This is a genomic window from uncultured Dokdonia sp. (genome assembly GCF_937910895.1).
In the GTDB taxonomy this organism is placed as follows: Bacteria; Bacteroidota; Bacteroidia; order Flavobacteriales; family Flavobacteriaceae; genus Dokdonia.
On the sequence record NZ_CALEMI010000115.1, the window covers coordinates 1 to 14,401 of the forward strand.

At 33.2% G+C, this 14,401-nt stretch carries 11 protein-coding genes and 1 other RNA gene; 6 read left to right on the forward strand and 6 right to left on the reverse strand.

The window, feature by feature from the left end; genetic code table 11:
- Positions 1 to 247 precede the first annotated feature (247 nt).
- The 4 genes from Q0505_RS13770 to ssrA form a co-directional block, all read right to left on the reverse strand.
- Complete coding sequence (locus Q0505_RS13770; protein WP_299213841.1) at positions 248 to 2,476, reverse strand: T9SS type A sorting domain-containing protein; 2,229 nt, start codon at positions 2,474 to 2,476, stop codon at positions 248 to 250.
- Between the two features lie 113 nt (positions 2,477 to 2,589).
- Complete coding sequence (locus Q0505_RS13775; RefSeq protein ID WP_299213843.1) at positions 2,590 to 2,745, reverse strand: hypothetical protein; 156 nt, start codon at positions 2,743 to 2,745, stop codon at positions 2,590 to 2,592.
- Between the two features lie 655 nt (positions 2,746 to 3,400).
- Positions 3,401 to 4,021, reverse strand: coding sequence for a JAB domain-containing protein (locus tag Q0505_RS13780; RefSeq protein ID WP_299213845.1), 621 nt, complete (start codon positions 4,019 to 4,021; stop codon positions 3,401 to 3,403).
- Positions 4,022 to 4,917: 896 nt separating this feature from the next.
- Positions 4,918 to 5,317, reverse strand: a transfer-messenger RNA (tmRNA) gene (gene ssrA / locus Q0505_RS13785).
- A 192-nt stretch (positions 5,318 to 5,509) separates the two neighbouring features.
- On the opposite strand from ssrA, the gene Q0505_RS13790 reads away from it, so the two are divergent.
- Entirely contained in the window at positions 5,510 to 6,715 is a 1,206-nt protein-coding gene (locus tag Q0505_RS13790) for an NAD(P)-dependent oxidoreductase (protein WP_299213847.1), read from the forward strand.
- Positions 6,716 to 6,811: 96 nt separating this feature from the next.
- Positions 6,812 to 7,444, forward strand: coding sequence for a hypothetical protein (locus tag Q0505_RS13795; protein WP_299213849.1), 633 nt, complete (start codon positions 6,812 to 6,814; stop codon positions 7,442 to 7,444).
- 174 nt (positions 7,445 to 7,618) lie between these two features.
- Here the strand turns inward: Q0505_RS13795 and Q0505_RS13800 are convergent, their stop codons facing one another.
- Positions 7,619 to 9,871, reverse strand: a complete 2,253-nt coding sequence (locus tag Q0505_RS13800; protein WP_299213851.1) for a response regulator — start codon at positions 9,869 to 9,871, stop codon at positions 7,619 to 7,621.
- A 119-nt stretch (positions 9,872 to 9,990) separates the two neighbouring features.
- On the opposite strand from Q0505_RS13800, the gene Q0505_RS13805 reads away from it, so the two are divergent.
- Positions 9,991 to 10,908, forward strand: coding sequence for a TIGR01777 family oxidoreductase (locus Q0505_RS13805; RefSeq protein ID WP_299213853.1), 918 nt, complete (start codon positions 9,991 to 9,993; stop codon positions 10,906 to 10,908).
- A 54-nt stretch (positions 10,909 to 10,962) separates the two neighbouring features.
- Here Q0505_RS13805 and Q0505_RS13810 read toward each other — a convergent pair whose 3' ends face one another.
- Positions 10,963 to 11,631, reverse strand: a complete 669-nt coding sequence (locus Q0505_RS13810) for a YceI family protein (protein ID WP_299213855.1) — start codon at positions 11,629 to 11,631, stop codon at positions 10,963 to 10,965.
- Between the two features lie 192 nt (positions 11,632 to 11,823).
- On the opposite strand from Q0505_RS13810, the gene Q0505_RS13815 reads away from it, so the two are divergent.
- From Q0505_RS13815 to Q0505_RS13825, 3 genes are all read left to right on the forward strand, one after another.
- Complete coding sequence (locus Q0505_RS13815) at positions 11,824 to 12,378, forward strand: nucleotide exchange factor GrpE (protein ID WP_299213857.1); 555 nt, start codon at positions 11,824 to 11,826, stop codon at positions 12,376 to 12,378.
- 103 nt (positions 12,379 to 12,481) lie between these two features.
- Positions 12,482 to 13,609, forward strand: coding sequence for a molecular chaperone DnaJ (gene dnaJ, locus Q0505_RS13820; protein ID WP_299213859.1), 1,128 nt, complete (start codon positions 12,482 to 12,484; stop codon positions 13,607 to 13,609).
- Between the two features lie 289 nt (positions 13,610 to 13,898).
- Positions 13,899 to 14,401 (forward strand): hypothetical protein (locus tag Q0505_RS13825; protein ID WP_366519421.1); only part of this gene is annotated, 503 nt, incomplete at its 3' end.

Below are 14,401 nucleotides of genomic sequence, written 5' to 3' on the forward strand. Positions count from 1 at the left end.
GATGTATCGTAGGAAACTCTTTTCATTCTATAGCGTCTGAAAGAACAAAACTATAATAATTTAAAATCATATAAAGCACATACTTTGAGTAACTTACATTATTTGGAATGCTTTATTTCAAAAGAGTCATAGAGATTGTAGTGCCGTACGTACATCTGGTTGAGGATGCTTCCTCAAACTCCTCACAAACAATCACAAGAAAAGAGGCATAAAAGCCTCTTTTTTTTATCATTTTATGGAAATGAAATTATTGTTTCACTAATTTGAAAGTCTTGAATTGTTCTCCTGCCTCAATAGTAATTATGTATAAACCGCTAGATAGGTTTTTAAAATCCAAACGTTTGTTTTGGAAGGTACTGCCATTCTTAAAATGAATAGCTGGATCAATTAAACTTCCATTCAAATTGTAAACATTAATTGTTATTTCCTCAACTACTTCACTATTTATACCTAAAAACACTATTCCATTACTAGGGTTAGGATAAATTTGGAATGAGTCTTTTATGTTTTCTAAAAGCCCTAGAGTAGCTGATTCTACAGTAACAATCCAATCTTGTGTAAAACTGTTACCTGCTGTTACTTGATAGGTAAATGGCTCAGAGAAATCTTGAGCAACTCCTTCAGCAGGATTTACATCAGCCGCAAAGGATACTTCAATAACATCTGGTATTAAGTTTGTGATATTAGTACCATCGGGCATAGTTATTAAAATGGTATGATTATCTATATCAATAACACTTTCTTCTTGATTAGGAATTTGAAAATTAATGATATTGGATTCGAAGAAGTTTGGATCTACTGGTGGGTCGGTCGATGTTGTTTCAAAAGCACCTATATCAATTTGTGTGTCTTGATAGATTCTAAAGTTTCCTGAAAAATCTAATTCCTCTGAGGTTATTTGAGTACCCACTAGCCCTGCATTTGCAGCGATTGAAGAATTAGAAATACTAAAATCATCTGCATCAGGATTAATAAATTCGGGGTTTTCAAAATAGGCTCCACTAGGTAATGGTAAGGGACTACCTGCCGAAACTACTAAATCCTCTTGCGATTCATTTTCTCTAAAATAGAGGTTGTGAGCAATCATAAAATTAGTAGCTTCCTGATTGGTTGGAACACCCCCAATCTCTAAAACAGCACTTATAATTCCCATCGAATTATTATCTACATACAGAATATTATTAAAAAAATGGTTATTATCCGAACGACTAATTAAAACTTCTTGATTAAAAAAGAAGTTATCGCTTGTCCCATTTCTGTAAAAAGTGTTATTTCTTATAATGCAATCATTCACAGAACTAGGTTCTTCCCCTACGTTATCAATATTTAACGAAGAACCTAAAGTCAAACCTGCAAAAACATTTCTAATTAGTTTATTGTTAATAACCGTTACATTAGTTGCTGTAAATCCACCACCATTCTCAACACCTATTGAAATCCCAACACCACTTTCTTTAACAAGGTTTCGCTCTATAATGACATCCTTACATCCATCGCAATAGATACCCGCTGGGGTAGAAAGATTCTGAGGGAAAATCGAACGTATTACCTCATTGCCTGTAACATAACCATTTCGGGTTTGATTAAGTTCAGTTGCTAAATCAATACAAACAGGGGGATTTACTGTGAAATCACAATCTTGAACTGTATCATAATGTCCCGCAAGGGCAATACCTATATTAGAATTATCAGAAAGGATATTATTTTTGACCATAAAACCATCTACATTACCTGTTAGTGTAAGAGCTTCAGCACAACCTGTAATTAAATTATTAAAATTATTTTCTTCAAAAGTAATATTGGTATATGAACCATCATTTTCATTACCAATAACCACCGCTCCAGAAGAGTCGTTGCAACTAAAAATATCATTCCCATCCTCATCTTGTCCAATTACAAAAAAAGGAGAACTGTCTACATCATTTGTCCAACCCATATTTCTAAAATTACATTCCCGAACTATTACAGTATCTCCTCTACCAAAAATATTAAGGCCTACGCCATTATTTCCCCAATTCTCCTCTATAGTGACATTATCAATAATGACATTATTGTTATTGCCTAGGTTTAATAATGAAAGGCCATTAGAAGTCGGGTCTTGACTACCTTTAAAAGTAATATCTTCAATGGTGATATCATTAGATTCATTAAGCGTAAAAAGAAAAATACTTGTATCGGCTAAATCTTCATTTGCCTGAATAATAGCAATTGCATCTTCATCTACAGGACGAATAGTCAAACCATTTTTATTAATCCCAAAAACATTAGTACTTCTCTGAAAAACGCCTTCTAATAATAAGGTTGCTCCATTATTTGCAATAAACAATGCATCATCTAGATTATAAGGATTATCTGGAGTACCTGCATCTGGATCAGTTTGAGATGCTGTTCCATTTGGAGTGACATAGATGTTTTGAGCACTAATATTAAATGACAATAGAATTTGAGTGATGCAGAAGAATATAATTTTTTTCATAGTTTTGTTTTTAATTTAAAATTAGCAAAAAAATATAACATTCACATTATCAACGCATTGTTATTTTTATAATTTTATTCTATTCTCTAAATCCAAGAAAAAAGAGCGCTTTTTTAACGGTCTCTTCCTTTTGATCTGTTGCGTTCCAATTTCTTTCGAAGCTTGGAAAGTGATGCAGATCGCTCTTTAAACCTATCTCTTAATAGTAATAGTTCGGGATCAATATCAAGACTTCGTTTTAATCTGAACTTACGTTTACCATAATACACACCACATAATTTTCCGCCACGATTATAGGTAGTAATACCCTGCTATCTCTATGGTCACTTTACAATAATGCGCCCTATTTATGGGATTGTTCACAAAATGAGATAGTTGCAAATAGTCTTTGAAAACTAGAATTTACATTAGAAGCAAAGTTGTTTTATCGGCTTTGCTTTTTATGTTTTACAGCTTGATTGATTTAATCTTTTAAAAAGATCTAATTCTTGGGTAAGAATTTCATTGACCTCGCTGTATTGGTATTTATGGTCAGACTCTTGTTTCCATTAAAAAATATTAGAGATTGGACTCAGAGCTATTTCCTTTTAGTCAATATATCTTCTAAAAGTCCGTGACGCGTACTATGTTTAATCTATGTATTGTAGGAAACTCTTTTCATTCTGTAGCGTTTGAAAGAACAAAACTATAGTAATTTAGAAGTATATAAAGTCCATACTTTGAGTAACTTCCCTTATATGGGATGCTTTATTTCAAAAGTGTCATAAAGATAGCATGGGTTTAAATAGGGTATAGACCTCCACTATTACGCAACAAAGCGTTTGTTTCGCTCAAGCGAAACAATATATATTATTTAGTGCCTTCTAGTTTTAAAGCGATTTTAGAAAATAAAATAAATAAGACTTTATTGAGTAGAGCCAATGATTATATCTTATCAATCTCACGCTTAGTTAACCCCGTAGCTTTCTTAATAAAATCATTATCCTGTCCTAAACCTTTAAGACGTTTTGCAATTTCAAAAGCTTTATTTTTTTCAGCTTCTTTTTTTTCAAGTTTTAATTTGAAAGCTTTCATTTCTTCACTTTCCTTGCGTACAAGTTCGTAAAGACCATTGTTTTCAAATTCTTCAATATGACCTTTATTTGCAAAACTGTAATAATCGGTTTCTGTAATGATGAGGTGTTCTATCACTTTAATATCAATGATCTTTCCTACCTTCAAAAGACGATCTGTAAAGTTCTTATCGCCCTCAGAAGGTTTTAAAATCCCACTAGGATGATTATGTACTAAAATCATTTTTAGAGCAAGCTTATAGATACCCATTCTAAATACATCAGGAGGAGATACATTTACGCGGTTTTGACCTCCTATACTAATTAACTCAACAAATAAGACATTGTTTTGATTATCTAATCCTATCACCCAAAAATATTCCTGACTACGGCGTATTTTGTTTTGACGTAATAGGACTTGTTGCATAATCTTATATACATCTTGTGCATTTAAGATTTGGATTTTTTGATCTTCGTTAAGGCGTACGTTCATAGCATCAAATATACAAATTCAAAAAAGATGCTTTTACAAGAAAATAGGGTTTAAAAACAAGTGAGGTCTATTTTTAAGTTGCTAATACGCAGTTTGAAGAAGCGCACCCCGTTTTATGAGTATCACAATGTCAGATCTGATAACTAAAAACCCGAACCTATCACAACTAGGAATAATTAAAAAACGAATCTAGGTGTCTAACAACGCTAAGGTTGCGTTAAGGGTGAGAGAATTGCAAAAAGAAGTGGCTAAACTATTAATTATCAAAAAATATTTCAGACATGAAATATTCAAAATTAGTTTATATATTTGATTTTAAGTATATTATATATTTATGGGGTTTTTAACTGGATTTAAGATTATATCAATAGCAATAAAGATTTATCGTTCAATTAAAGATAAAGAATACTTTGGTAAGGCTGTAATGTTTTTAATTATGTCAATTCCATTTTTAATAAATTATTTTTTCTTCCCTGACCATTCAGAAAACATAAAGGTGTACGATGCTTTTATAGATTCTTTATCAAAGGATATTACTAGTATTGTAGGGTCAATCTTATTTTTTCTGTTCTTTAAAATTATTTTACCCCTATTATATTGTTTTATCCTTTTAGGAAGCATGGGTTCTTTTTTATTATCTCCCTACAATTTTATTATGGGGTTTATTGATTATGTTCTGGACTAAATATGAAAGATGATAATTCTCATAAGTGTAATTTAAGCACTTATGTTACCATAGGGTAAATTTCGTAGGTAGAAATATTAATAATAAGCTTTTTTGAATTTTTCTCTTATCATTTGTAACTTATTTTATTAAGAGTAGTTTATATGTAATTGTCAACGATTTTGTCAACTTGAATTATAAAACCCCGTATATCAATGTATACGGGGTTGTTTTGTGGAGTCGGGCGGACTCGAACCGCCGTCCAAACAAGTAACAAAACAGCTTTCTACACGCTTAGTTTCTAATTAGTTTTCGTGCAACCACCGGTCAGAAACTACCAAAGATCGCCTTATTCTCAATTAAGCTTCGCGATTGTATCAAGATCCTACAAAAGCTAGGTTTACTTTTACGAAGTCACTATATCGATTGCCGCAAACCAAGGCTCTCGAGTGACTTCCTGCTTGTCTACCTTGTAGACCGAGGCATTATCCTACTGTGATTCGGATTATGCAGCTAGGGCGTAGTTATTCTCGCCGTTTAAAAAGTGTGAAATATGAGATTTACGAGCTATATCCCAGCGCTCGACGTGCTTACTATCTGGTTAATCTCGCTGTCAAAACCAAATCGACCCCAATATTTTAAAGAACAAATCCTCAAATCTCAAAAATAAAATTCGAGTTTGAGTTGTTTTTGCTTTCGCGAAAGCGGAAACAAAACAAGTCCGCAAATATAGGACTTAAACCCATATCTTTGCTATATATTTATGTCAAAAGACGTACCAAAGTACCCACCTGACAAATCAACCGATACTAAAATAGATGTCCATGAAGTTTGCCATTATAAAAGAACGTAAAAATCCACCAGATCGCAGAGTTGTGTTTTCACCACAAAGGCTTGCAGAAGCACGATCAAAATTTCCAGAAGCTTCTTTTGTAGTCGAATCCTCCGATATTAGAATCTTTTCAGATCAAGCGTACCAATCAGAAGGGTTTGAAGTTACTCAAGACGTATCTGACGCCGATGTCATGTTAGGCGTAAAAGAAGTGCCTATTGATGCACTTATTCCCAACAAAAAATATTTCTTCTTTAGTCATACCATTAAAAAACAACCTTATAATAGAGCGTTATTGCGCGCGATGCTGGATAAGCATATAGAGATGTATGATCACGAAGTAATTACCAAAAAAAATAGTGCTAGATTAATAGGATTTGGTCGGTATGCAGGATTGGTAGGCGCATACAATGGATTCAGATTATTAGGCATTCGTGATGGTTTATTTAACTTACCTAAAGTAGAAACTTTAAAAGATCTAGATGAGGTGAAAAAAGAGTTGGATAAAATCACACTTCCTAATATTAAAATCACCCTTTCAGGAACAGGAAAGGTAGCTAATGGTGTCAAAGAAATCTTAGATCATCTTCAAATACGAGAAGTAACAGACGCTCAATACTTAGATCAAGAGTTTGATGAGCCTGTGTACTGCCTTATAGATGTGACAGAATATAACAAACGTATTGATGGAGAGCCTATGGATAAGTTTGTTTTCTATAAAGATCCTTCTGGATATGAAAGTGATTTTATGAAGTATGCCAAAGTAACCGATTATTTTATTGCTGGGCATTTTTATGGAGATGGCGCTCCCTATTTGTTTACCCGAGAAGATGCTAAGCATCCTGATTTTAAAATTAGCTTAGTAGCAGATATTTCATGTGATATAGATGGTCCTGTGGCAAGTACACTACGTGCTTCTACTATTGCAGCTCCTTTTTATGGATATGATCCTCAAACAGAAACCGAAGTTGAATTTACAGCACCGAACGCTATAGCGGTCATGGCAGTAGATAACCTCCCTTGTGAATTACCAAAAGACGCTAGTGAAGGGTTTGGAGAAATGTTTATAAAACACGTAATTCCAGCCTTTTTTAATGGAGATGCCCATGGTATTTTAGAACGTGCTTTAATGACTCAAGATGGTAAATTAACACCTCGCTATGCCTATTTACAGGACTACGTAGATGGGAAAGAGTAATCATTAAAATTCATGAAATTATAAGTTTGCATGGATTGAGTTAAAGAAGTAAAATAAAAATGTGTAGATTTGAAGGAATTTTCAAATCCCTAAATCATGAAAATTAACAAGATTATTTTAGTTATACTTCTATGTATAAGTGTTACCTCTTATGCTCAAGTTGGAATTAATACAACCGATCCCACTAGTACCCTTGATGTAAACGGAACCATTAGAGTTCGAAGTATGACCGTCGACGAACAAGCAAATCCTAGATATGTAGTAGGATCAGATGTAAATGGCAACCTTATTAACCTAGAGTTAGGTGACAATCTTTACATAGATGGTAATGTAATCAGGCAGCGTACTTATCAAATAATTGGAGACATAGAACCCGTAGATGATTCTGAGGCTGATGATCTAAACTTAGTGATTTGGCCAGGAGGTACAAACAGTGATAGATCTGTAATTAAAATCCCTTCTAACAGTGGCAATTTAACAATTACAGGTATTGATGTTTCTGGAGCGGGTAGTCCACTATTAGCTGACGGGAAGACTTTTTATATCATGGCTGTAAGCGGAAATATAAGATTTAGGAGCGAAGACTCAAACTCATCACAAGAGAATCAATTTCTTCTTTCAGGCGGTACTACTCTCATTATCGGCCAATATGAAATGGTACAAGTGATGTATGATGCTTCTTTAGGAGCTGGTACACCCGGAAGATGGGTTATTATGAGTAGGAACTAACAACTGATTTTAATCACATAAAAGTATATACCTTAGTATAGCAAGATTTCAATGAAACTTTCCTACAACAATGATATGTTGATCTCAGTTAATAAAATATGGGGGTAAATAAATAGTAGTCGCTTCATAGATTCTTTTATGAAGAATAAATAAATTCGATTAACACTTTTAAGCTTATAAATATTGTAGTAACAAAGGAACAACTAGATTTTCATCAAAAGGTTTGACAATGATATCATTCATGTTAGCGAATAGTTTCTGACCCACTACATTTTCTTTTTCTACAGCAGTTAGTGCAATAATTGGAATAGAAATATTATGTTCTCTAATTTTGGATGTTGTTTCAAAACCATTCATATTTGGCATATTGATATCCATCAATATAAGATCAAATTCATTTTCCTTCTCTAGTGTAATAGCATCCAATCCATTGTCAACTATCGTAGTTAAACCACCATAGTTTTCTATAAATTTCCGGCTCACTAAAAGATTTATTTTATTATCATCTACAATAAGAATTTTTTTGTTTTTAAATGGTTTAATTAATTTATAATTTGGATTAATAGTTTCGTTCCTATTTGAGCAGATATCAAAATTTATGGAAAAGGAAACTGTAGTACCTTTACCAATCTCACTTTTTAAAATCAAATCTCTTCCAACCTCTTCTAATAATTTTTTAACAATAGGTAAGCCTAAGCCAGTACCCATAAATTCCTCGCCTTCGCCAATTTGTGCATATTCATCAAAAATAAACTTTTGCTTATCTTTAGAGATTCCTATTCCATTATCACGTATAGTAAAATACAAATCAATAGTAAAATCATCTATTTTGGTGCTATTGACTGTAATAGATATCTCTCCATTATTTGTGAATTTTGCTGAGTTTGCGAGTAAATTGATTAGAATTTGAGATATTTTCGTTCGATTTCCACTGATAGTATCTGGAACAGAATCTTCTATGTTAATAGTATAGTTGTTTGGATTTTTCTCGCTAAGATATTTTGATAAATTAACAGCGTTTTGAACTAGTTCTCTTATATTAAAATTAGTTTTTTTTGATGGTATATTAGCAGACGGACTTTCAGAATCAAATTTATTAAACAGAAGGATATTATTTATTAATGTTAATAAGTACTCGGCTGAGAATTTCAAGGATTTAATGCTGGAATTTTGATTTTTTTTATCATCCTCATTAAGAAGCATATTAGAAATACCTATAATACCGTACATGGGAGTACGTAATTCATGAGTTACATTTGAAAAAAGAACACTTTTTGCTTTAAATAGTCTTTCACTATTCTCCTTAGCCTCTAAATATTGTTTGTTTTTTTCAATAAGACTCACTACCAACTTTTTTCTTTTTAAATAGGAGTAAAGTAAAAATATTGAAAAGAAAAACAAGATTCCAGCTGCTATTTTAATCCATAAAAAAGTAGTTTCTCTTTTTGCCTCTCGCTCTCTTATTTTACTAACTTCTTCTTGTTGTTTTAGCTTTTCGTTTATATCAGCAAGTTTGAATTTAGCCGTAACAGTTTCTATAGCATTTATTTTGTCATTTTTATATTTTGCCGCTTTCAAGCTGTCTAAAGTCACCATTGAGAGGTAAGCAAGATTATATTTTTTTATTTTTTTATAAATGAGTGATCTGTAATTGTATGCATCTATGAGTCCCTCTGTATAGTTTAATTGTTTGAAGATTTTCTCACTCTCATTGATGTTTTTTATAGCCTCTAGGTAATTTTCATTATGATATTTTAGTTTTGCTTCGTTCAATTCTTGACTTCCAATAAAGCCGATAAACGTGCTATCTGTAATGTATTCTTTAGTATTATCTACATACTGATTTGCAATTTCGAATTCTTTTAGATCTATGAGTATTTCTGTTGCATTCAAATGTAATATTAAAAGAGAATTGGTGTCATTCAAGGAGTCTGCAAGAGGTATTGTAGATGTATAGAGTTCTATCGCCTTTCTTTTAGACTTTATATTATCTTGAAGCGCATAAAAATTTGCACCATCTATTTGGGATATTATTTTACTCTTTGAGTCTCCCAATTCTTTGGCTTTCTCTATAGATTTTGTAAAAGTAATTCTAGCCATTGTAGTGTCTTCCACACTCAGGTAAGCAGATCCTAAGAAACTGGCGGTTGATACATATCTTCTATAATAATTTATATTTTCAGCGATCTCTAAACCTCTTTCTCCATACTCAATAGCTTTATCATAATTTTTTTCATAAAACTCCTTCTCTAAAAGTACTCTAAGAGAATCTACTACTTTGGATTCTTCAGTCGTTTTATAGTTTTGGAGTGCTTTTTCTTGAGAATTAGCAGTAGAAGATGCTATAAAAATTAATAATATAAATAGTAAATATTTATATTTCAAAGAATTATATATGTTTTGAGTCTTGTCAATATCTTCAATCATATTTTAGAATATGTATTGTTCTTAGGGGAGTTGTGTTTTACTAATATAAAAGTTAAATATCTCATAAGGAAATTTTACAATATATCTTTTGACAGTATCTTGTAAAAAATTGCTTTTAGATGAAAGTACTTATTACAGGAGCTACTGGGCTTGTAGGTAAAGAAGTGACTCGGCTGTGTCGAGAGCAAGGTATTACAGTACATTACCTTACTACATCTCAGAAAAAAATAAGCTCAGAACCAGATTATAAAGGATTTTACTGGAATCCTTCTACAGATGAATTGGATGTAACGTCTCTGGAAGGAGTCGATGCTATTATTCACTTAGCAGGCGCGTCTATTGCTCAAAAATGGACGCCTGAAAACAAACAACTTATTAAAGATAGTCGCATCAAAAGTGCGCAGATGCTATATGATGCCTTATTTCGCTTTCGCGAAAGCGGAAACACACCTTCTGTAAAACATATCATATCTGCTAGTGCCATAGGAGGCTATCCTTCTTCATCTACTAAATTGTATAACGAAAAATACCCAACCTATGCATCGGGGTTTTTAGGAGAAGTAGTGCAAGAATGGGAAGAAACTATCGTAGAATTTCAAAAGTTAGATATCGCCACGAGCCTGGTTCGTACAGGTGTTATTTTGGATAAAAATCAAGGAGCACTCCCTAAAATAGTACAACCCATCCGATTTTTTGCTGGCGCTCCTTTAGGTAGCGGGCAACAATGGCAATCTTGGATTCATATAGAAGATATGGCACGCATCTATATGCAGCTATTAAATAAGGAACTAACGGGTATTTATAACGGCGTTGCTCCTAATCCTGTTACTAATGAAAAGTTGACAAAAGTAATTGCAAAAACAATTAAAAAACCACTTTTTTTGCCCAATATTCCTGAGAAAGTATTAAAACTAATGCTAGGAGAGATGGCTGCAATTGTACTAGAAAGTCAATTGGTGTCTGCAGAAAAAATCATGGAGACTGGTTTTGTATTTACGTATCCTACCGTAGAACAAGCCATCGAAAACCTTTTATAAAATAAAAAGCCATTCCGCAAAGAAATGGCTTTTTGTTATGTTATGTAAAATGGCTTAAGCTTTTTTCGCTTTAAGCGAAATAGTAATTTCCATGTCATCACTTATAAATCCATCTTTAAGATCGTCAAGGATGCTTTTTGACATAAATTCGATGCCCCATTGTGTACGGTCTATAGTGAATGTTTTACTATCCAATGTCATCATATCACCATTGATAGCGTATGATACAGGAAATTCTATGTTTTTTGTGATCCCTTTTATCGTAAGGTTTCCTTGCATCATTTTTACACCTGCATCTTCTGTAACACCTGTAACTTCAAAAGAAGCGGTTGGATGCTCAGCTACATTAAAAAAGTGATCTTCTTTACCTTCGGCAGTTCCTTTTAAGTGAGCTTCTAAATTAGCTTTACTATCTCCTTCAAGATCCGTATTTGTAATACTACTCATATCGATCACAAAAGACCCTGTAACTTCATCTCCAGCTACTTGAACAGATCCTGACTGTAGGTTGATAGTTCCAGTATGAGTACCTGCAGGCTTAGACCCTTTCCACATAATCATAGAAGCATCTGTGTCTACGGTATATGTAGTAGCTTGTGCTTCAGGTGTTGCTACTTCTTTTGCATTGGTAGCGTCAGTTTCATTCTTAGTTTCATTTTTACAGGCAATAGTGCTTACCAGAATTGCAATAATAATAAAAGTATTTGTAATTAACTTTTTCATAAATTTTTTTGTTTTGATGTTAAGAAAGTGCGAAGGTACACAATAGAAAAACACATATATTTTAATTTTTTATTAAAATATATGTGTTGGCTCAAAAAAATAAGTTGATAATTATACAATGACATTTTGACATTTTTTCAGAATTGGCAGTACTTTTGCCACCTCAACTAAAAATTGAAGTAGTCACCAATTATGGCAAATAAAGAGAACACACCAGAAATAGAAGATACTAATGTTGACGCACAATCAAATGAAGATGCTACAACTGAAATAAAAAATGATGCTACAGAAGCGATAAGCGAAGTAGATCAATTAAAGCGTGATCTGGAAGCAGAAAAAGATAAATTCTTGAGACTTTTTGCAGAGTTTGAAAACTATAAGCGTCGTACAACAAAAGAACGTTTGGAGCTATTTAAAACGGCTGGACAAGAAGTGATTCAATCCTTACTTCCTGTCATAGATGACTTTGATCGTGCGATGGCTGAGATAGAAAAAGCAAAAGACAAAGAACTTGCAATAGGGGTAGGGCTGATAAGTAATAAATTGAAGGAAACCTTAAAATCAAAAGGGCTTGAAGAAACTCAAGTAAAAGTAGGCGATTCTTTTGATGCAGAGTTACACGAAGCAATTACCCAAATACCAGCACCTAATAAAAAGATGGTAGGCAAGATTGTAGATGTCGTAGAAAAAGGATATGCATTAGGAGATAAGATTATACGTTTTCCTAAAGTGGTGACTGGAAAATAAATTTTGAAATAGACCATAGCTATCAATCAAAATTGCAGTCTATACTAAAGTGAAAAATAGGAGATTATACTAATAAGATACTCAGGTAGGCTGAGTAATATATATGAAAGAAGATTTTTACACCATATTAGGCATTTCAAAAGATGCTTCTCAAGCAGAAATTAAAAAAGCATATCGTAAAAAAGCGATTGAGTTTCACCCTGATAAGAACCCAGGGGATACTGTTGCTGAAGAGAACTTTAAAAAAGCAGCCGAAGCTTATGAGGTTTTAAGTGATGAGCAAAAACGTGCTCGTTATGATCAATACGGTCATAAAGCATTTGAAGGTGGCGGCTTTGGTGGTGCTGGAGGCGGTATGAATATGGATGATATTTTCAGTCAATTCGGAGATATTTTTGGCGGTGCCTTTGGCGGCGGCGGTGGATTCTCAGGATTTGGTGGATTTGGCGGAGGCGGACAACGACAAGTCAAAGGAAGTAACTTACGTATTCGTGTAAAGCTTACGCTAGAAGAAATAGCACAAGGTGTAGAAAAGAAGATTAAAGTAAAACGCAAAAAGCAAGCAGCTGGTGTCACCTATAAAACGTGTGAAACCTGTAAGGGTTCTGGACAGGTAACACGTGTGCAAAACACGATACTTGGACGTATGCAAACCTCAGCTCCTTGTTCAACTTGCGGAGGTGCTGGACAAAGTATTGATAAACGTCCAGAAGGAGCAGATGCACAAGGACTAAAAGTAGAAGAAGAAACGGTAAGCATTAAAATACCAGCTGGGGTTGTAGACGGAATGCAACTCAAAGTACAAGGGAGAGGAAATGATGCTCCGGGTAACGGAATCTCTGGAGACTTACTAGTGGCTATTGAGGAGCTACCACATGAAAGTTTACAGCGAGAAGGGGATAACTTGCATTATGATATGTACATTAGTTTAAGTGAAGCTGTTCTAGGAAGCTCAAAAGAAATTGACACGGTCACTGGAAAAGTTCGTATCAAAGTAGAAGCGGGTGTACAAAGCGGAAAGATACTACGTCTTAGAGGAAAAGGAATTCCTTCGATAAATGGATATGGTAAAGGAGATTTACTAGTTCATGTCAATGTATGGACTCCAAAAACATTAACTAAAGAGCAAAAACAGTTTTTTGAAAAAATGGCTAAAGATGAGAACTTCATCCCTAATCCAGAAAAAGAAGATAAATCTTTTTTTGAGAAAGTAAAGGATATGTTTTCGTAGATCTTGTTAAATTGTCAATTTTTCTAAAGGTTTTTTCTATAGGTTTATAAAAAAAACTTATATTTGAATAACGTTAAACACTATTTAACGTTATTTTTCTTTTTCATAGCAATTTTTTTCCCATCCTGGACTTTTGTCGAGGGTGGGTTTTGTTTTTAGGGTATTTTGTTTAACGTTTTAAAAATGTTGATCCTTATTATTTGTGTCCTTATGGAAACAATTATCGGTATATCCTTGTTTTTCTTTTGAATCCTTCATCTTTGGTTTAAATAACACTAAACCAATCAGTATGTTTAAAAATTATATAGCATTACTTGCATTTGTATGTATCATCTCCTGTGCCACAGATGATCCTATTTCAGAACCCGTTGCCAATGTTTTTGATGGTGATGTCGAATTGTTAACCCAACAAGACGTAGAAGATTTTGGAGCGATAGGTTATACAGAAATAACAGGTAATTTAGTCATTAGTTCTCAGCTCGATAATCCAGATCCTATTACTAGTTTAGTCAGTTTATCTACATTGGAGATTATAGGAGATGATTTATCATTAAACCCTGTTTTTGAAATAACAAGTTTAAATAAAGCTATAATGAAAGCTAAAATGCCCAAAAATGTTCAAACAAAATGTTTATCAGAATTAAAAAAATTAAAATCAATGAGCCCAATGTCAGCAGAGGCTACTGTTGTTAGAAATTACTTAGATTGGATGACTGAACTTCCATGGCACAAGAAAAGTGAAGTTGATATTGATTTAACAAAAGCTTTAAATATTTTAGATAAAGACCACTT

Coding starts and splice junctions, on each gene's coding strand:
- Q0505_RS13770 (WP_299213841.1), bottom strand. CDS start 2,476: ATGAAAAAAATTATATTCTTCTGCATCACTCAAATTCTATTGTCATTT.
- Q0505_RS13780 (WP_299213845.1), bottom strand. CDS start 4,021: ATGAACGTACGCCTTAACGAAGATCAAAAAATCCAAATCTTAAATGCA.
- Q0505_RS13790 (WP_299213847.1), top strand. CDS start 5,510: ATGAAGTTTGCCATTATAAAAGAACGTAAAAATCCACCAGATCGCAGA.
- Q0505_RS13795 (WP_299213849.1), top strand. CDS start 6,812: ATGAAAATTAACAAGATTATTTTAGTTATACTTCTATGTATAAGTGTT.
- Q0505_RS13800 (WP_299213851.1), bottom strand. CDS start 9,871: ATGATTGAAGATATTGACAAGACTCAAAACATATATAATTCTTTGAAA.
- Q0505_RS13805 (WP_299213853.1), top strand. CDS start 9,991: ATGAAAGTACTTATTACAGGAGCTACTGGGCTTGTAGGTAAAGAAGTG.
- Q0505_RS13810 (WP_299213855.1), bottom strand. CDS start 11,631: ATGAAAAAGTTAATTACAAATACTTTTATTATTATTGCAATTCTGGTA.
- Q0505_RS13815 (WP_299213857.1), top strand. CDS start 11,824: ATGGCAAATAAAGAGAACACACCAGAAATAGAAGATACTAATGTTGAC.
- dnaJ (WP_299213859.1), top strand. CDS start 12,482: ATGAAAGAAGATTTTTACACCATATTAGGCATTTCAAAAGATGCTTCT.